The 19,170-nt window shown below is 44.1% G+C and carries 19 protein-coding genes; 15 read left to right on the top strand and 4 right to left on the bottom strand.

The genetic code is table 11. The features are described 5' to 3' along the window. Positions 1-52: 52 nt before the first annotated feature. The 11 genes from fabD to LIX84_RS06510 all read left to right on the top strand — a co-directional run bounded on the left by fabD (position 53) and on the right by LIX84_RS06510 (position 10,381). Complete coding sequence (gene fabD / locus LIX84_RS06560; protein WP_012841591.1) at positions 53-976, top strand: ACP S-malonyltransferase; 924 nt, start codon at positions 53-55, stop codon at positions 974-976. Positions 977-1,022: 46 nt separating this feature from the next. Further along, the gene (gene fabG / locus LIX84_RS06555) at positions 1,023-1,757 is read left to right on the top strand and encodes a 3-oxoacyl-ACP reductase FabG (RefSeq protein ID WP_031780596.1); all 735 of its coding nucleotides are present in this window, start codon (positions 1,023-1,025) and stop codon (positions 1,755-1,757) included. 246 nt (positions 1,758-2,003) lie between these two features. Beyond that, a complete protein-coding gene (gene acpP, locus LIX84_RS06550; RefSeq protein WP_004406112.1) occupies positions 2,004-2,237 on the top strand; it encodes an acyl carrier protein in 234 nt (77 codons plus the stop codon). Positions 2,238-2,330: 93 nt separating this feature from the next. Continuing rightward, the gene (fabF, locus tag LIX84_RS06545) at positions 2,331-3,581 is read left to right on the top strand and encodes a beta-ketoacyl-ACP synthase II (protein ID WP_005396984.1); all 1,251 of its coding nucleotides are present in this window, start codon (positions 2,331-2,333) and stop codon (positions 3,579-3,581) included. 107 nt (positions 3,582-3,688) lie between these two features. Then, complete coding sequence (gene pabC / locus LIX84_RS06540; protein ID WP_226420951.1) at positions 3,689-4,504, top strand: aminodeoxychorismate lyase; 816 nt, start codon at positions 3,689-3,691, stop codon at positions 4,502-4,504. Next, positions 4,501-5,517, top strand: a complete 1,017-nt coding sequence (gene mltG, locus LIX84_RS06535) for an endolytic transglycosylase MltG (protein ID WP_226420950.1) — start codon at positions 4,501-4,503, stop codon at positions 5,515-5,517. Before pabC ends, mltG begins: the two co-directional genes overlap by 4 nt. After that, a complete protein-coding gene (gene tmk / locus LIX84_RS06530) occupies positions 5,514-6,146 on the top strand; it encodes a dTMP kinase (protein WP_031780597.1) in 633 nt (210 codons plus the stop codon). The genes mltG and tmk overlap by 4 nt, the downstream gene beginning before the upstream one ends. A 27-nt stretch (positions 6,147-6,173) precedes the next feature. Further along, the gene (locus LIX84_RS06525; protein ID WP_104969633.1) at positions 6,174-7,136 is read left to right on the top strand and encodes a DNA polymerase III subunit delta'; all 963 of its coding nucleotides are present in this window, start codon (positions 6,174-6,176) and stop codon (positions 7,134-7,136) included. After that, positions 7,127-7,894, top strand: a complete 768-nt coding sequence (locus tag LIX84_RS06520) for a TatD family hydrolase (RefSeq protein WP_226420949.1) — start codon at positions 7,127-7,129, stop codon at positions 7,892-7,894. The genes LIX84_RS06525 and LIX84_RS06520 overlap by 10 nt, the downstream gene beginning before the upstream one ends. Positions 7,895-8,338: 444 nt before the next feature. Further along, the gene (ptsG, locus tag LIX84_RS06515) at positions 8,339-9,769 is read left to right on the top strand and encodes a PTS glucose transporter subunit IIBC (RefSeq protein WP_006743155.1); all 1,431 of its coding nucleotides are present in this window, start codon (positions 8,339-8,341) and stop codon (positions 9,767-9,769) included. Between the two features lie 210 nt (positions 9,770-9,979). Then, the gene (locus LIX84_RS06510) at positions 9,980-10,381 is read left to right on the top strand and encodes a hypothetical protein (RefSeq protein ID WP_005396996.1); all 402 of its coding nucleotides are present in this window, start codon (positions 9,980-9,982) and stop codon (positions 10,379-10,381) included. Positions 10,382-10,444: 63 nt separating this feature from the next. Here LIX84_RS06510 and LIX84_RS06505 read toward each other — a convergent pair whose 3' ends face one another. The 3 genes from LIX84_RS06505 to LIX84_RS06495 form a co-directional block, all read right to left on the bottom strand. Further along, complete coding sequence (locus tag LIX84_RS06505) at positions 10,445-10,540, bottom strand: MetS family NSS transporter small subunit (RefSeq protein ID WP_005372963.1); 96 nt, start codon at positions 10,538-10,540, stop codon at positions 10,445-10,447. Beyond that, positions 10,537-12,003: a sodium-dependent transporter gene (locus LIX84_RS06500; protein WP_005398219.1), complete on the bottom strand. Its 1,467-nt coding sequence runs from the start codon at positions 12,001-12,003 to the stop codon at positions 10,537-10,539. The genes LIX84_RS06505 and LIX84_RS06500 overlap by 4 nt, the downstream gene beginning before the upstream one ends. A 570-nt stretch (positions 12,004-12,573) precedes the next feature. Then, the gene (locus LIX84_RS06495; protein WP_226420948.1) at positions 12,574-13,164 is read right to left on the bottom strand and encodes an outer membrane beta-barrel protein; all 591 of its coding nucleotides are present in this window, start codon (positions 13,162-13,164) and stop codon (positions 12,574-12,576) included. A 127-nt stretch (positions 13,165-13,291) separates the two neighbouring features. Between LIX84_RS06495 and cydH the strand changes: the two genes are divergently transcribed. Further along, entirely contained in the window at positions 13,292-13,384 is a 93-nt protein-coding gene (gene cydH, locus LIX84_RS06490; RefSeq protein WP_005372970.1) for a cytochrome bd-I oxidase subunit CydH, read from the top strand. 44 nt (positions 13,385-13,428) lie between these two features. Further along, the gene (locus LIX84_RS06485) at positions 13,429-14,580 is read left to right on the top strand and encodes a patatin-like phospholipase family protein (RefSeq protein WP_005398215.1); all 1,152 of its coding nucleotides are present in this window, start codon (positions 13,429-13,431) and stop codon (positions 14,578-14,580) included. A gap of 121 nt (positions 14,581-14,701) precedes the next feature. On the opposite strand, the gene pyk is transcribed toward LIX84_RS06485, so the two are convergent. Beyond that, positions 14,702-16,144, bottom strand: coding sequence for a pyruvate kinase (gene pyk, locus LIX84_RS06480; protein ID WP_005398214.1), 1,443 nt, complete (start codon positions 16,142-16,144; stop codon positions 14,702-14,704). A 412-nt stretch (positions 16,145-16,556) separates the two neighbouring features. Between pyk and mlc the strand changes: the two genes are divergently transcribed. Both mlc and LIX84_RS06470 read left to right on the top strand, forming a co-directional pair. Next, positions 16,557-17,774, top strand: coding sequence for a sugar metabolism global transcriptional regulator Mlc (gene mlc, locus LIX84_RS06475; protein ID WP_005398213.1), 1,218 nt, complete (start codon positions 16,557-16,559; stop codon positions 17,772-17,774). 368 nt (positions 17,775-18,142) lie between these two features. Further along, a complete protein-coding gene (locus tag LIX84_RS06470) occupies positions 18,143-19,096 on the top strand; it encodes a chemotaxis protein CheV (protein WP_005398212.1) in 954 nt (317 codons plus the stop codon). The last annotated feature ends 74 nt before the right edge of the window (positions 19,097-19,170 follow it).

Here is a 19,170-nt window from a genome sequence, read left to right as displayed (position 1 = left end):
AGGTGCACTTGGTGCATCTTATTTCTTTTTACTTTGCTTAAAGGAAAACAACATGAGCAAGTTTGCTATCGTATTTCCAGGTCAAGGTTCTCAAGCTGTAGGTATGCTTGCAGAACTAGGCGAACAATATGACGTAGTAAAACAAACATTTGCAGAAGCATCTGACGCACTAGGTTACGATCTATGGGCGCTTGTTCAAAATGGACCTGCAGAAGATTTAAACGAGACTTTCCGCACTCAACCAGCTTTGCTAGCTTCATCTGTTGCAATCTGGCGTGTATGGCAGGAGCTTGGTTTAGAGCAACCAGCAAACCTAGCCGGTCACAGCCTAGGTGAATACTCAGCACTTGTATGTGCGGGTGTCATTGACTTTAAAGAAGCAATCAAGCTGGTTGAATTACGCGGTAAGCTAATGCAAGAGGCGGTACCAGCAGGTACTGGCGCTATGTACGCGATTATCGGTTTGGCTGATGATGCGATTGCAAAAGCGTGTGAAGACGCAGCGCAAGGTGAAGTGGTCTCTCCAGTAAACTTTAACTCGCCTGGTCAGGTAGTTATCGCGGGTAGCAAAGATGCAGTAGAGCGTGCGGGAGCACTATGTAAAGAAGCTGGTGCGAAACGTGCGCTTCCTCTTCCTGTTTCAGTGCCATCACACTGTGCGCTTATGAAGCCAGCAGCGGAAAAACTTGCAGTAGCTCTTGAGTCTATCGAATTTAACTCACCACAGCTTCCAGTTATCAACAACGTTGATGTGGTCGCTGAGACAGATCCTGCAAAAATCAAAGATGCGCTTGTTCGTCAGCTACATAGCCCAGTTCGCTGGACTGAAACAGTCGAGCTTATGCACGAGCAAGGGGTAGAACAGCTTCTTGAGCTTGGTCCTGGTAAGGTTTTAACAGGTCTAACAAAACGTATCGTGAAAACGCTAACTGCAGCAGCAGTGAATGATGTTGCGTCGCTAGACGCGGCGAAGTAATCCATCAAGCGATAAAACTTGCGATAAGAAAAGGAAACACAACATGATGAATCTAGAAGGTAAGATCGCGCTAGTTACCGGCGCAAGCCGTGGTATTGGCCGCGCGATCGCGGAACTTCTTGTAGAGCGCGGTGCGACGGTTATCGGTACGGCTACTTCTGAAAGTGGCGCTGCAGCTATCAGCGAGTATCTTGGTGATAACGGTAAAGGCCTAGCTCTTAACGTGACTGATGTCGAGTCTATCGAAGCGACACTAAAAACGATCAACGAAGAATTTGGTGTGATCGATATTCTGGTGAATAACGCTGGTATTACTCGTGATAACCTATTGATGCGTATGAAAGATGATGAGTGGAACGACATCATCGATACCAACCTAACGCCTATCTACCGCATGTCTAAAGCGGTTTTACGCGGCATGATGAAAAAACGTGCGGGTCGTATCATCAACGTAGGCTCAGTTGTTGGTACCATGGGTAACGCAGGTCAAACTAACTACGCAGCAGCGAAAGCGGGCGTGATTGGTTTTACTAAATCAATGGCTCGTGAAGTTGCGTCTCGTGGTGTAACAGTGAACACTGTTGCCCCTGGTTTCATCGAAACTGACATGACAAAGGCACTAAATGATGAGCAACGTGCGGCAACGTTGTCGAACGTGCCAGCTGGTCGTTTAGGTGACCCACGTGAAATTGCATCAGCAGTAGTTTTCCTTGCTTCGCCTGAAGCAGCGTACATTACTGGTGAAACTTTGCATGTAAATGGTGGCATGTACATGGTTTAATGAGACAGTTTGTGCAAAATAAGCTATTTTACATTGTGAAAAATAGCCTATAGTTGCAGTTAACTGTCATGAACTTGTCATGCTTATGCGCAAGATTTGTGCATGATTTAAGTCAAAAATGTATTGAAATTCGGTTAAATTCGCTAATTTTGTGGTTTGACCAGCAAGGACCCCCTTGCAACTTTCAATAGTTCGAATAAACTACGGAATCATCGCATTAGGCGAAATCTGTAAAGGAAAAGAAAAATGAGCAACATCGAAGAACGCGTAAAGAAAATCATTGTTGAACAGCTAGGTGTAGACGAAGCAGAAGTTAAAAACGAAGCTTCTTTCGTTGACGATCTAGGTGCTGATTCTCTAGACACTGTAGAACTAGTTATGGCTCTAGAAGAGGAATTCGACACTGAGATTCCTGACGAAGAAGCTGAGAAGATCACTACTGTTCAAGCTGCAATCGACTACGTAAACAGCGCTCAGTAATTAGCTCTCCCAGGCGGTCTCCTAGACCGCCTGTGTTCTTTCTAACTTCTTCTATCCTCTCATAGAAATATTCAATTCCCGGAGAATTATATCGTGTCCAAGCGTCGTGTAGTTGTCACTGGCATGGGTATGTTGTCACCGGTAGGCAACACAGTAGAATCATCTTGGAAAGCCCTGCTAGAAGGTCAAAGTGGTATCGTGAATATCGAGCACTTTGATGCTACGAACTTCTCAACTCGTTTTGCAGGTCTTGTTAAAGATTTCGATTGCACAGAGTACATGTCTAAAAAAGATGCTCGTAAGATGGATCTTTTCATCCAGTACGGCATTGCAGCGGGTATTCAAGCTCTTGATAACTCTGGCTTACAAATTACCGAAGAAAATGCGGCTCGAGTTGGTGTTGCTATCGGCTCAGGCATTGGCGGTCTAGATCTGATTGAAACAGGTCACACTGCATTAGTAGAAAAAGGCCCTCGCAAAGTTAGCCCATTTTTTGTTCCTTCGACCATCGTAAATATGGTTGCAGGTAACCTATCTATCATGCGTGGTCTTCGTGGTCCAAATATCGCGATTTCTACAGCATGTACTACTGGCCTACATAACATCGGTCATGCTGCACGAATGATTGCGTACGGCGATGCAGATGCGATGGTTGCTGGTGGCGCAGAAAAAGCGTCTACGCCTCTTGGCATGGCTGGCTTCGGTGCAGCTAAAGCGCTATCTACTCGTAATGACGAACCTCAAAAAGCGTCTCGTCCATGGGATAAAGGCCGTGATGGCTTCGTTCTAGGCGATGGTGCTGGCATGATGGTGCTTGAAGAGTACGAACACGCGAAAGCACGTGGCGCGAAGATTTACGCAGAACTGGTTGGTTTTGGTATGTCTGGTGATGCTTACCACATGACTTCTCCAAGCGAAGATGGCTCTGGTGGTGCACTTGCGATGGAAGCGGCAATGCGTGACGCGAACATCACAGGCACCCAAGTAGGTTATGTGAATGCTCACGGTACATCTACTCCTGCTGGCGACGTTGCAGAAATCAAGGGCGTGAAACGTGCTCTTGGTGAAGAAGGTGCGAAGCAAGTACTTGTATCATCAACTAAGTCTATGACTGGTCACCTATTAGGTGCAGCAGGCTCTGTTGAAGCAATTATCACGGTTATGTCTTTGGTTGACCAAATCGTTCCACCAACGATTAACCTTGATGATCCAGAAGAAGGTCTAGACATCGACCTTGTGCCGCACACTGCGCGCAAAGTTGAAGGTATGGAATACGCTATCTGTAACTCGTTTGGCTTTGGTGGTACAAACGGTTCTTTGATCTTCAAAAAGTTCGCTGAGTAACACTATCTAACCTTATTTAGATAAGCGAAACTTGTATTCTAACGGCTCGATGCTTAGCATTGAGCCGTTTTGTTTTATTTGTTGTCTGCTAATTTGAAGGTACGCGAATGTTTTGGGTAAATGGAGTTCCACAAACGCATGTAGAACTGGGTGATCGCTCATTCCAATACGGCGATGGAGGCTTTACCACCATCCTAACCCAAAACGGAGAGTTGGTTTACTGGCAAGAACACATTGAGCGTATGAAGTCCTGCCTTGACGCATTGAAGATCTCTTCTCCTGACTGGCAAGTTATGCGTGATTGGGCAAGCAAAGCGGCTTTATCTGATGCACAAGCTGGGGTGAAAATTCACGTTAGCCGTGGTATTGGTGGGCGAGGGTATAGTCCCAATGGGATTGAAGGCCCTATCGTGACTATCTCCAATTTTGCGTTTCCTTCTCATTACTCTTCTTGGCAAGAAAAAGGCGTGGATTTGGGCGTTTGTGAGACTCGTCTCGGGATTCAACCTTTACTTGCTGGACACAAGCACAACAACCGTTTAGAGCAGATTCTCGCCAAGGCTGAAATCGACGATACCGAGTTTGCAGATGCAATAACGTTAAATGTGCAAAACCATGTCATTGAAACTACAATGGCCAACCTTTTTTGGGTTAAAGGTTATAAAGTATTTACACCGGAGCTGACCTTATCTGGCGTTGCGGGCGTAATGCGTCGTAAGGTGCTTGAGTTACTAAAAGTAAGTCATATTGAAGTCATCGAGGGGAGTTTTATACTTCCAGATTTGCTGAGCGCAGACGAGGCTTTCATGTGTAACTCAATATTAGGTGTCGCACCAATTCGCAGCATAGTGGCATCTAACTCTAAGACTATATTTCCGATAGGAAAATTGACTCAACGACTGCAAGGGAATTTAACTACGTGATTAAAAAACTGTTGGCTTTTGTTGTGCTGATCGCAGTGATAGGCGCAGCAGCTGTTTTTTATATAATTTCACAGGCTAAACAATACGTTGAAAAGCCTATTCTATTGGAACAACCTCAGCTGTTTACTGTAGAAAGTGGTACAAGCTTTCATCATGTCATGCGCGCCTTAGTTGAAGATGAGGTAATTGAAATGTCGGAGTACATCCGTTTAATACCTCACTTATATCCAGAACTGTTGCAAGTGCGAGCGGGTACTTATCAACTAGAGCCTGGTATGTCGCTTTCGCAAGCATTGGAGCACCTGAATGCCGGAAAAGAATACCAGTTTGCGATCACTTTTGTTGAAGGCAGCCGCTTTTCTGAGTGGGTAGAGCAATTGAAAAGTGCTCCTTATTTAGAGCATGACTTAACCGATCTCTCAGAAAAAGACATGGCAGCAAAGTTGGGTATTGAGCGAGAAAAGCTGGAAGGATTGTTTTTAGCAGAAACCTACCATTACACGGCGGGTGCAAGTGAAAGCCAGTTATTAAAACGAGCGCATCGAAAACTCAATAAGATTCTGGATGCTAACTGGGAAGCTCGTCAAGAAAAGCTGCCATTGCAAGACAAATATGAAGCCTTGATTCTGGCGTCTATCATCGAGAAAGAGACGGCCATTGACTTTGAGCGTGAGCGCGTCGCTTCTGTGTTTATCAACCGATTGAACAAACGCATGCGTTTACAAACGGATCCGACGGTTATTTATGGTATGGGTGATGCTTACGACGGAAATATTCGTAAGAAAGATTTGCGCACGCCGACACCATATAACACCTATACCATCAATGGCTTACCTCCAACCCCAATCGCGATGGCAGGTGAAGCCTCTATTGAAGCGGCTTTGAATCCAGAAAGCAGCAACTATTTATATTTCGTAGCAAGTGGAAAGGGCGGACACGTATTTTCGAAATCCCTTGCAGAGCACAATCGTGCTGTTCGAGCCTATTTAAGAGAACTAAGAAAGAACAAATGATGAAAGCAAACTTTATTGTCGTTGAAGGCCTAGAAGGCGCGGGTAAAAGCACTGCGATTAAAACCGTTTTAGATACGCTAAAAGCGGCAGGTATTGAAAATATCGTAAATACTCGTGAGCCAGGAGGCACGCCGCTAGCAGAAAAGATGCGCGCTCTGGTGAAAGAAGAGCATGAAGGCGAAGAACTTAAAGACATGACGGAGTTGCTTCTTCTATATGCTGCACGTGTCCAGTTGGTTGAGAACGTGATCAAACCAGCTTTGGCGAACGGTCAGTGGGTGGTGGGTGACCGCCACGATATGTCGTCGCAGGCTTATCAAGGTGGTGGCCGTCAGATTGACGCGTCGCTAATGAAAAACCTTCGAGACACAACGCTTGGTGATTTTAAACCTGCTTTCACTCTCTATATGGATATCGACCCTCGCGTTGGGCTTGAGCGTGCGCGTGGGCGTGGTGAGCTCGATCGTATCGAGAAGATGGATATCAGCTTCTTTGAACGTACACGAGAGCGTTATTTGGAGATTGCTCATGCTGATCCTTCTATCATTATCATTAACGCTGAGCAGGCGATCGAAGACGTGTCGCGTGATATTCGGGACGCTCTTAACGAGTGGTTAGCTCGTCAATAATAAGTGAAACTTAAATTTAGGTGACTCATGTTAAATGATTATCCATGGTTGCAGCCAGTATGGGATAACCTCAAAGTAGGGCTAGAGTCGGACAGAATACCAGGTGCGCTTTTATTGCAAAGCGAGCAAGGCTTAGGCATCGAAAAACTTATCGAGTTTTTTAGCCAAGCACTTCTTTGCCAAAATTACGCCAGTGAAGCGTGCGGTTTTTGTCATAGCTGTCAATTAAATCAATCACACAACCACCCAGATTTACACTGGATCAAACCAGAAAAAGAAGGAAAAGCGATAACGGTGGACCAAGTTCGAGCTTGCAACCGTCTTGCTCAGGAATCATCACAGCTTAATGGTTATCGCCTATTTGTTATAGAGCCAGCGGACTCTATGAATGAATCGGCATCGAATGCATTGTTAAAAACGCTAGAAGAGCCTGGGGCAAAGTGCTTGTTTTTGCTCGTTACCCACAATCAGGAGCGCCTGCTTCCAACGATTCGTAGCCGTTGCCAACACTGGGTTGTTGCGCCGCCGTCAACGGAACAAGCGATGCAATGGATGCGCGAACAAGGGGCGCAGCAAGTTCCTGCTTACGCCTTAAAACTGAATATGGGCTCTCCTATAAAAACATTGGATGCGTTAAATAATGGCGATCTCGATGCTTACTTGGCTTTTGAGCGCACTTTTATTAAGGCGATGTCTTCTCCTGCCTCAGACATTTCTGAGTGTGCTTCTTTAATGGCTAAACACTCGGAGCAATCACTAGACTGGGCGTGGTATTTACTGACAGACGCTCAGAAAGCGCAGTTTGGTGTATCAGAAGCACAAATGCTTCCTGGCGCTATAAAGTTTCAGCCGAACAACTACAACGGTTTGTACTCATCAGCGAAGGCGCTGATGGACCTCAAAGCTCAGGTGCAAGCCTTTCCTGGTCTAAACCTTGAGCTACTATCAATGAACTGGTTAATTGAATCACGAGAGGCATTATGTTCGTAGATTCTCATTGTCATTTAGACAAATTGAATTACGACGATCTCCACATCAATGTGGAAGACGTTATTAACAAAGCTAAACAAGCAAAGGTAACCGAGCTGCTTTCTGTGGGAGTCACGCTGGATTCTTTCCCTAAAATGATGGAAATGATTGAGCCTTATGAGAATGTTTATGCTTCGTGCGGTGTACACCCACTTGATGTTGAAAGCGACTTTTCGATGGACGTGCTACGTCACCACGCATCGAATGCAAAAGTCGTTGCCATTGGTGAAACAGGCTTGGATTATCATTACAAGCCAGAAACGGCAGCGTTACAGAAAGAGCGTTTTGAGCAACACGTTGATCTTGCGGTGGAGCTCGACAAACCTTTAATTATCCATACCAGAAACGCACGTGCGGATACTCTAGATATTTTGCGTAAGGGTGGGGCGGAGAAATGTGGTGGTGTTATCCACTGTTTTACAGAAGATCTTCCATTTGCTGAAGCTGCACTTGAGCTGGGGTTTTATATTTCTATCTCGGGGATTGTCACTTTCCGTCAAGCAACAGAGTTGAAAGAAGTGGTGAAGACTCTACCTCTAGAGAAGCTTCTCATTGAGACAGATTCTCCTTACTTGGCTCCAGTCCCTCACCGAGGTAAAGAGAATCAACCTGCTTATGTTGTCGAGGTGGCTTCTTATATTGCGCAACTCAAATCGTGCTCTCTTTCTGAAGTGGCACAAAAAACCACCGAAAATTTCCGAAATCTTTTTTTGCGATGAAAAATCAATAAGAGCATAAAAAAGGAGCACATGCTCCTTTTTTGTTGATAAAAACAACAGATATACTCATGAGTTTAATGTTTACTAAAAATGTTGATTTAATAACATTCAAAAATCACAAATGTAATTTTGTTACTAAAAATAACATTGGGGCGTATTTTATTTACGCCTTAAAATTAATTATATAAATAATAAACTCTTTATAAAACAGTAATATAACTGCAATGCAAACCTTTTCATTAACTGTTTTTGGGTGTGATCCAAGACTTGTTTTGAAACTAAATTTCGTAACTGTGTGGAAAGTTTGAGGGTCATCAATATATATTTAGAGCCGGAAAATATAATGCAGTTGTGGTTACATTTTCATTGGGTGCTAACCTTTAGGCTACGGGGGTGTGCCGTTAGTGCCCAAATAATACTTATAAATTTATCAGGAGCATAAACATGTTTAAGAACCTTTTTGCTAACCTGCAAAAAGTTGGTAAGGCGCTGATGCTTCCAGTATCAGTTTTACCAGTTGCAGGTATTTTATTAGGTGTGGGTGCTGCCCATCTAAGCTTTATTCCAGAGATCGTTTCTAATCTTATGGAACAAGCTGGTGGTTCAGTATTCGGCCAAATGGCACTTCTATTTGCAGTAGGTGTAGCTCTAGGCTTCACTAATAACGACGGTGTTGCTGGTCTTGCGGCAATCGTTGGTTACGGCATCATGACGGCAACGCTAGGTGTAATGGCGGGTGTTATGGGTGTTGAGAAAATCGATACAGGTGTACTAGGTGGTATCCTTGTCGGTGGTGTGGCTGCTTGGGCATTCAACCGTTTCTTCAAAATTCAACTTCCAGAGTATCTTGGCTTCTTCGCTGGTAAGCGTGCAGTGCCTATCATCACTGGTTTTGCAGCGATCATCCTTGGTGTTATCCTTTCTGTAATTTGGCCACCAATTGGCGGTGCAATCTCTGCATTCTCTGATTGGGCTGCGCACCAAAACCCACAACTAGCATTCGGTATCTACGGTGTTGTAGAGCGTTCTCTAATCCCATTCGGCCTACACCACGTATGGAACGTACCGTTCTTCTTCGAAGCAGGTTCTTGTGTTAACGCTGCTGGTGAAGCTCAAAACGGCGTACTAACTTGTTACCTAGTTGCTGATGAAGCATCTCGTGCTGCTGGTAATGGCTTCGGTCAGCTAGCGGGTGGTTACATGTTCAAGATGTTTGGTCTACCAGCTGCAGCAATCGCAATTGCTCACTGTGCTAAACCAGAAAACCGCGCAAAAGTAATGGGTATCATGGCGTCAGCTGCACTGACTTCATTCCTAACTGGTATTACTGAGCCTATCGAATTCTCATTCCTATTCGTTGCTCCACTACTATACGGTATCCACGCTCTACTAGCTGGTTCTGCATACATTGTTTCTAACACTCTAGGCTTTGTACACGGTACTTCTTTCTCTCACGGTCTGATCGACTTCCTAGTTCTATCTGGTAACGCTCAGAAGATGGGGCTAATGATTGCTGTTGGTCTAGTATACGCAGTGATTTACTACGTAGTGTTCCGTGGCGTAATCACAGCACTTGACCTAAAAACTCCTGGTCGTGAAGATGAAACAGAAAGTGCGGCAGCAACTTCTGGCTCTGACATGGGTGGTGAACTGGTTGCAGCGTTCGGTGGTAAAGCTAACATTACTGGTCTAGACGCATGTATCACTCGCCTACGTGTCGCGGTTGCAGATACAGCAGCTGTTGACCAAGACAAACTGAAACAACTTGGCGCTGCTGGTGTTGTAGTTGTTGCAGGTGGTGTTCAGGCTATCTTCGGTACTAAGTCTGACAACCTAAAAACTGAAATGGATGAGTGGATCCGTAACCACGGCTAATCACCGTCATTCATAACAATGAATAAAAGGAGGCTTCGGCCTCCTTTTTTAGTTCCTCTCTCATTGCTAAAAGTGCTTTCTGAGTGTGATCCTAAACTCATCTTTACTTTTGCCAGTCTTTTCATACATCGCGCTTACTCATCGTTGACATATTGAAGCACCACTATGTTTGAATAGCGCATGATGTTTTTTTAATAATTGATAACGTGTATGAAGAGCAAATTAATTTTATTAGCAGGACTAGTTTCTAGTACCGCAATGGCGGCAAATGAGCCAACGAACTTGTCTGTTGGTATGGCTGTCGATCAACAGTTGAGTGTTGTTGTTGAGTTAGATAATAAGTATCGCGGCATTATCGGTAACGATGGTATGGCGTTTGATTACATCGCTAAACGTGGAACATTCGATCAAAACATGCCTGTGACCTGGTATGTTGGCGTTGGTGGTTGGTATGAATGGGATGATGAGTTTGGCGTGCGTGTACCTCTCGGTGTGAACTGGGATTTATCACGCGGCTGGGATCTTTATGGTCAAATACACCCAGAGCTAGATCTTTACAAAGGTGCTGACTTACAACTTGGTGGTGCCGTTGGCATCAAATACAGTTTCTAGAATAAAAGAAACATAAAAAAACGCCGGTATTTACCGGCGTTTTTTGTTTGGAATGCATTACTGCTATTGTTTATCCATGGCTCGCTTGATACAAACGGCCGCGCCGCCCCAAGTGATACCTAAACCAATAACCATCATAATAATTGCGCTGATTGTCATTTCGCTGTCTCCTTGCGATTCACTGCGTTAATCACTAGACCAAAGATAAATAGTGCGGCGATAAGTGCCCAGCCTACAGTTAGATCATAACCACCGTAGCCTTCAGTAAATAAAGCATAAAGCTTAGTCGCTAAGATAATGGCGAGCATAATCGGTGTTACGAAGCGTAAACAGATCTCAAACCATTGACCAATAGAGAAATCAGAGCGCTCATTTACGTAATTACGTACTTCAGGCACGCGTTTCAATAGCCACGCCATCAATACAATCTCAACCAAGCCGCCTACCATAATGCCAACGTTGTTTGCGAAGTGGTCTACTAGGTCTAGCAGCAATAGACCGCCATTTGTCGCGAACGCCATAGAAACCACAAAACCAGTTCCGATTACAACGTTTGCAGCTTTTTTTCGGCTCCACTTTAGCTTATCGATGATGGCGGATGTTACGGCTTCCATGATAGAAATGTGCGAACTTAGACCAGCAACCACCAGTGCAAAGAAGAACAGAGGACCAAGAATATATGGTGCGGGTAATAAGTTAATTGCCGCAGGTAAAGTAACAAAAGCAAGGCCAACGCCTGCAGATACCACTTCTGTTAGCGGTTTACCTTGTTCTTGAGCCATGTAACCCAAGACAGAGAAGATCATAATACCAGCTAGGATGGAGAAGCCACAGTTGATCAACACGGTCATAAACGCGTTATTCGTGATGTCTGATTTTTCTGGCAGATAACTAGAGTAAGCCAGCATGATCGCGAAGCCGATGCTTAGGGTAAAGAAGATCTGACCGTACGCAGCTGCCCATACTTTCACATCCCAAATTTTGCTGAAATCGGGTTCAAACATGTAGTTAACGCCATCCAAAGCTCCTGGCAAGAAAACCATACGTCCGATTAAAAAAATTACCATCAAAAATAGTATTGGCATCATGATTTTAGATGCGCGCTCAATCCCTGATTTCACGCCTTTGGCAATGGCGGTGTAAGTAATGGCCCAAGCAATCACCATAGATAAGGCAATCTTCCATTGAATACTGCCTAAGTCTGTTGGTGAGTTATCACCTAACTTTAGGTACTCACTAAAGAAAAATGCGTTTGTATCGGTTCCCCAACCTTGAGTGAACGACAACCCAAAGTAAGAAATTGACCAACCGATAACTGCAACATAGTAAACGGCGATAACTGCTGCAACACCAACTTGGAACCAGCCAAGCCATTCAAATTTAGAATGAATTTTCGCTAGCGTTTTTGGTGCTGAGCCTCGGTACTTTTGTCCCATACTGAACTCAAGGATCATAAATGGAATACCGGCCGTGATCATGGCGAAAATGTAAGGAATAAAAAATGCGCCGCCACCGTTTTCATAGGCCATGTATGGAAAACGCCAAATGTTTCCCAAACCGATAGCAGACCCGACTGCTGCTAAGATGAATCCCGCTCGGGATCCCCATTGTTCTCGCTTCATATTTGACTCCTATACGACTCCCTGAGGAATGAAGCTCTCTCCGTAACACAGTAATATTTGCGCAAACCGTTGGAAGAAAGGACCGCTGTTATCCATCAGCTTTTCTATCCTTAATTCTAGCTTATTATAATTTTCTAGAGCTATATTCTGGTTACTGTGAGAGAAAGTAGATTATTAATCTTAAAGTTTTGATGTGTGTTTGATAAAACTGAAATATTTATCTGTTTTCACTAATCAGACTAACTTCTAATAATACTTAGCGCAATAGAATCTAAATGTTAACTCAGGTGCGTTGTCTGGTTTTAATCTTGTTAAATTTGAGTTTGATTATGGTTTTGTGTGGGGGATTGGTTGGTTGTATGGAACAAATGACTAGAATCCAATAATCGACTTGGTGTTTAAAACTATTTTGATGAACTAGGGCGTACGGCTATCTTTTGCGCACCCCGCTAGAGAATGCTTCGTTACTTTTCTAAGCGATGATGTTTAGATGATATTTTCTATCTGCTTTGTGTAGGACTCGTCCAGCACTCTTTATGGCGAGCCCTACGAAGTGAAGTGTACAAAAAATTAGAAACGGAAACTAAAACCAATATTTGATTGGAATTGGTTCATCCAATCGGTATCGAACTTAATGATGCAGTTTGAGCCGTCATTAGGTAGGGTGCAGGCTCCAGAGGTATCGTTATCAACGACCGTTCCTAACCATCTCAATTGGGCTGTCAACGCAAAGTTCTTTGAAAGTTCATATTCCAGCCCTGCAAAAGCGCTAGCCGAAAATCCGTATTTTTTGTCTACCCAATCAACATCGGCGTAAGAGGCTCCCAAGCCAACACCAATATAGGTTTGCCAGTTTTCTGCAACAGGGTAGTACATGCTGCTTTGAAATTGCAGGTAATGGATGTCTGCCGAATTTGATAACTTTTCAAGTTCTGTTGATTGGTTGGAGTAAAATAATCCAATTCTTCCTTTCTCAAAAGGCGTCTCGATTGAAAGTGCGTAGTTCACTGCGGGATCGAGGTCGTATGTATTGCCACTTTCGTCTTCTACTTGACCGCCACCTGTATAGCCTATGAATGGAGTAACGATAATATTGGCTTGTGCACTTACCGCGGTGCTGAGCAGTATGCTTCCTACCAGCCAGCTGAGTTTTTGGTTCATGTCCTATCTCCTTATTATGGCTAAGCTAATTGTGATGGGTTAGTCAAAATTGCGCGACTAAATTAAGCAAATCTTGAACATATTTCACACTGGTGTTATTAATTTGTTACATATTAAGGAGGTGTTTATGGAACACGATCTAAAATCCGCATTAATCATCGTGGTGACTGTTTTTGCAGTACTTTTGTCGTTTGGCATCATTGCGATTACAACGGCTTAAGATAACTACTTTTACCAAGTGTTTTAACAAAATGGCGTGAGCCTATGATACGTAACAGCGGTATAATCACAGAAAGCCATACTGAGCTTGATGTCAAAGTTTATGAGCATTTCAGGCATGGAAAAACTGCTTTAGTCACGCAAGGTGGAGGGCAGAGAGGGATTTTTACCGCTGGCGTATTAGACGCATTTTTACTTTCCAACTTTGATCCTTTCGATGAATTCTACGGTACCTCTGCTGGGGCACTCAATTTATGCTCTTACTTATGTCGTCAACACGGTATGGGCAAAGCTTTTATTACCGAACTGACAACGTCTCCTGAGTTTTTTAATCTGTTTCGTTATATTCGAAAGCAGCAGTACTTGGGTTTAGAGTGGGCGTTAGAGCGGATTCAAGATTTCCCTTACAAGCTTGATCTTGATTTAGGCCGCAGTGCACTAGGAGGACGAGGTGCGTTTGCAGCGGTAACAAATGTAGAGACGCTATCGGATCAATATTTACCAATCTTGGGTGACACGTGGTTTAACACCATGTTAGCAACATGCGCGATTCCTAAGTTGTACCACGGACCTGTCGACGTTAATGGCAATAAGTTTGTTGATGGTGGTGTGTCGGCTTCTATCCCTGTTCAAGAAGCGTGGCGTCAGAATGCTCGCAACATTATTGTCATCCGAACAGAACCGTTCTCGGAGATTGAAGCGAGAGCGCAAAGTGAAGTAGGGGATGTGCCTGTCGAGTGGTATCGAGAGTCTATCAATTCGGTGCAGCAATCATGGCAGCAAAAAGTGAATCGATGGAAGTTGGATTGGGCTTCGTTCTTCCAACAAAAAATTAATGCCGCCCATCAGTCGAAGCTTGCAGGAAAAATGCTATTGAATGGAGGCCGTTGGTTGTTCGGTGCTGATAATTTGTATCGTCTAAGCCATTTAATCGGTGAGAATTTTGACTCAGGTTTAGCCGACATGCTGATGATTCACTATCAAACATTTGAGCTCACTCAGGCCTTTATATCTGCTCCACCTGACGATACTTTCATTTTACAAATCGCGCCTAAAGAGGGGCTTCGTTCTTCTTCTTTGTTAAGTGACCAAGAATCACTAGAGCATGATTATCAACTCGGACTTCAGGCGGGGTTTAATCTGGTTCAACTCTATGACCAACTGAATATTGAAATTGATGGCAGAGAGAGTGCATAACCTTTTGTATTAACGACATACGCTAAATACAAAGTGAAGTGTAAATAAATGAGGCTCCAAACACGGAGCCTCGTTCGTGTGCGTACTTAATCTCTGTGGTTAATAGGGTTAGGTATAAAGGTTATGCTTGCAGAATTCGCATGCAGTTGGTTGAACCAACGACATCCATTACATCGCCTTGAGTTATCATGACTAAATCACCCTTGTGCAAGAACCCTTGTTCTTTAAGGCTGGCAATCGCAGCTTGAGCTGTCGGTAAACCTGCATCACTTTTTGACTCGAAATATACCGGTGTCACGCCTCGGTATAGTGCAGCTCGATTGAGCGTGGATTCATTACGTGATAAGGCAAATATTGGTAAGCCAGAGCTTAAGCGAGACATCATCAACGCAGTCCTGCCAGATTCTGTTAACGAGATCATCGCTTTAATTCCTTCCATGTGATTCGCAGAGTACATGGTTGCCATTGCGATGGTTTCTTCAGCGGTTTCGAAGGTGCGATCTAAGCGATAAGTGGATAGGCTTGCCTCAGACATTTTTTCTGCGCCCACACATACCTCGGCCATGGATTTGACCGTTTCTACAGGGTATTTACCTGCTGCGGTCTCTCCAGACAGCATCACGGCGTCAGTGCCGTCTAGAACCGCATTGGCCACGTCCATCACTTCAGCACGCGTCGGCATCGGGCTAGTAATCATGGACTCCATCATTTGTGTCGCAGTAATCACGATGCGGTTTAAGCTGCGTGCGCGGCGAATCAGCTTTTTCTGGACGCCAATAAGTTCAGGATCGCCGATTTCTACCCCCAGATCGCCACGCGCTACCATCACCACATCGGATGCGAGAATAATATCGTCAATAGACTCATTGGTCGCGACGGTTTCTGCTCGTTCGACTTTGGCCACCAGCATGGCTTCGAGGCCCGCATCTCTGGCTAGGCGTCGAGCATAATGCATGTCTTCGCCGTTACGTGGGAACGAAATAGCAAGGTAGTCCACTTGAATTTCTGCGGCGGTAAGAATGTCGGCTTTATCTTTCTCTGTGAGCGCATCGGCTGACAATCCGCCGCCTTTTTTGTTGATCCCTTTATTATTAGATAGTGGACCACCAACAATCACACGGGTATGAACTTTATTGCCTTCGACGCTGGTGACTTGCAGTTGAACGCGTCCATCATCGAGTAACAGAATGTCGTTTGGTGACACATCTTGCGGCAGTTCTTTATAATCTAGCCCTACGGACTCTTGGTTGCCTTCACCTTTTGGTAAATCACTGTCTAATGTGAATTTATCGCCCACATTTAACATGACTTGGCCGTCTTTAAAGGTCGATACGCGGATTTTAGGGCCTTGCAAGTCGCCGAGGATAGCAACTTGACGCCCAAGCTTTGCCGCAATAGTACGGACTTTTTTGGCGCGTTGAATGTGGTCTTCACTGGTTCCATGTGAGAAATTCATACGGACAACGTTTGCACCGGCTTTGATGATCTCCTCAAGTACATTGTCCTTATCCGTTGAAGGACCAAGCGTGGTGACAATTTTTGTTCGTCTTAGTTTGGAAGTCATAGATTCTCCGATGAATGTATGTGTAAAGGTAACTTGAACTCTATCCTTACTTTCCTCAATCGCTCTCAAGGTCCGCCTCGTTGCTGAGCCCACACCTTAAAGCTGCTTGAGTATAAGTATATGCACAGAATGTTTACATTAAGAGTAATCCCGGTAAAACAGACAGATATTCCATAGGCTTCAGCCTCTATTGGAGAGAATGCGCTGTTGTAACAGGAGTTGCTTCATAATTTAGTGAATAAAAATAAGTTATTTTTCAAACAATTTAACAGGAGTAGATTCTTCGTTATTTGATTGAATACACAAACAAACAGGTTTATACGTGATGCTTGTCACGGGGATTTATTAATTCACTTCACAATTAGTTCGCAAAGTAAAAAAATTGTCTCGTTATAGAATTTCGGAGTGCAAGATGTACATGGCTCAACCGGGCCATATTGATCATATCAAACAGGTCAATGCTGGTCGTGTATATAAACTAATTGACCTAAAAGGTCCTATTTCTCGAATTGATTTGTCCAAGCAGAGTGAGCTTGCTCCTGCCAGTATCACCAAAATCACTCGAGAATTAATTGAAGCGCACTTGATTCATGAAACCACAGTACAAGAAGCGACGAGTCGTGGTCGACCTGCCGTCGGTTTGCAGGTCAACAACGAAGGGTGGCAATTTCTGTCAATGCGTTTGGGGCGAGGTTATTTAACTATTGCTCTGCATGAGCTAGGTGGCGATGTGTTGATCGATACTAAAATCGAGATACACGAACGTGACCAAGACGATGTGCTTGAGCGTCTGCTCTACGAAATTGATGAATTCTTCCAAACTTACGCGGATCAACTTGACCGTGTTACCAGTATTGCAATTACGCTGCCTGGCCTTGTGAATTCAGAGCAAGGTGTCGTGCTGCAAATGCCTCATTACAATGTCGAAAATCTTGCTCTTGGACCAGAGATATACAAAGCAACGGGCTTGCCAGTTTTCATTGCCAATGACACGCGAGCTTGGGCATTAGCAGAAAAGCTTTTCGGCCATTCTCAAGACAATGACAACTCCGTTCTTATCTCTATTCACCATGGTTTAGGTGCCGGCATCATTCTGGATGGGCGCGTTTTGCAAGGTCGTCACGGTAACATTGGTGAGCTTGGACATATTCAAATCGACCCAAATGGAAAACGTTGTCATTGTGGCAACATTGGTTGTTTGGAAACCGTTGCCAGTTCTCAAGCGATTCGTGAAGAAGTCGTAAGACGAATTGCTGATGGCGAAGACTCTATTCTTGCTGAGCAAGAAGAAATGAGTATTGAGAGCATTTGTGAAGCGGCAGCGAACGGTGATCCGTTGGCAGTTGATGTGATTGAAAAACTTGGACGCTACTTAGGCTCTGCAATTGCTATTGTGATCAACTTATTTAACCCTGAGAAGATCTTGATCGGTGGTGTGATTAATCAAGCAAAAGATGTACTTTATCCTGCGGTGCGTCGCTGTATCGAAGAGCAGAGTTTACCGGTTTATCACCAAGATCTTGAGCTGGTGGAATCTCGTTTCTATAAGCAAGCCACAATGCCTGGTGCCGCGTTGATCAAGCAAGCGTTGTATGATGGTCAGTTATTGATGAAGGTTGTGGAAGGCTAATTGCTTCAAACATGATTAAGTGCTTAGGTGTCGAACCTATACATTTTTAGATGATTTAGGGTGAGGCTTAACGGCTCACCCTTTTTGATCGCCTATTACTAGAAGGTGAATTTGAGTTGTGCTGCATTGCTATATCTGCGCCATTCATGTAATTTCCTAAAAAGTTCAAGTAAATAAACCCAAATGGCTTTCAATGTGTAGAGTGACTTTGTGTCTGATACAAATAGAAGGGAAGTAGTGCGCTGAAACCGTTGTACTTTCCAGCCATGCTCGAAAAACAAATATCTTAAGGTTATTTGGGCTTAGAACCTTGATGTGTCTGTATTGATTTCGAGTAAATAAGAATTATCCATAATTTAGGTAGTAGTATGTCCGGAGTGTTAAATACGGTTGACCAGCGTACAAACTTGGTTGGTGAAAACCGACTAGAGCTTCTGCTGTTCACTTTAAATAGTCGCCAATTATTTGCGATTAATGTGTTCAAAGTGAAAGAGGTCATCAAGCTTCCACCGTTAACTAAGCTCCCTGGCTCGCACTACAATATTCGTGGGGTTGCTTCTTTACGAGGTGAAGCAGTGCCAGTGATTGATTTGCGTGGCGCAATAGGTTTCCCAGCTTTGCGTGGTGAAGCGGAAGAAGAAAATTTGATCGTGACAGAGTACAACCGTACGGTGCAGGGCTTCTTAGTCGGTCCGGTTAAAAATATTATTAATACGGCATGGACTGAAATTCAGCCGCCTCCTTCCACGTCTGGTCGCTCGAATTACCTCACAGCTATCACGCAAATCAAAGAGGGGGATGCCTCTCAAATTGTCGAAATTATTGACGTTGAAAAAGTTTTAGCAGAGATCGTGCATTACGATGTCACGATTTCAGCGGACATTCTGGATCAAGAACTTGCCCAAGCAATGGTCGGGCGTAATGTTCTGATTGTGGATGATTCCTCTACAGCTCGTAATCAAGTTCGCGATACGCTTTCTCAATTGGGTATGAATATCATCGAGTGTCGTGACGGACTAGAAGCGCTAACAGTTTTAAAACGCTGGTGTGATGAAGGGAAAGACGTAGAAAAAGAGCTGTTGATGATGATTACGGATGCTGAAATGCCTGAAATGGACGGTTATAAACTGACTCATGAAGTGCGCCAAGATCCACGTATGTCTAAGTTGTTTATTACGTTGAACACCTCTCTGAGCGGCAGCTTTAATGAAGCCATGGTACAAAAAGTAGGTTGTGATCGTTTTATCTCTAAATTCCAACCAGATCTGTTGGTTGAAGTTGCTCAAGACCGGTTACGCCAGATGCTTTCTAAAAGTGCATGATTAGATATAGTGAAATCAGAGGGGGAGCAGCTCTCCCTCTGATTTTTTAACGCCTCGCTTATTAATATCTCTGT

It is taken from the genome of Vibrio sp. E14 (assembly GCF_020515785.1).
GTDB lineage: Bacteria > Pseudomonadota > Gammaproteobacteria > Enterobacterales > Vibrionaceae > Vibrio > Vibrio diabolicus.
The sequence above is the reverse complement of the archived record's forward strand: the minus strand, read 5'-3'. Positions and strand labels throughout refer to the sequence as shown.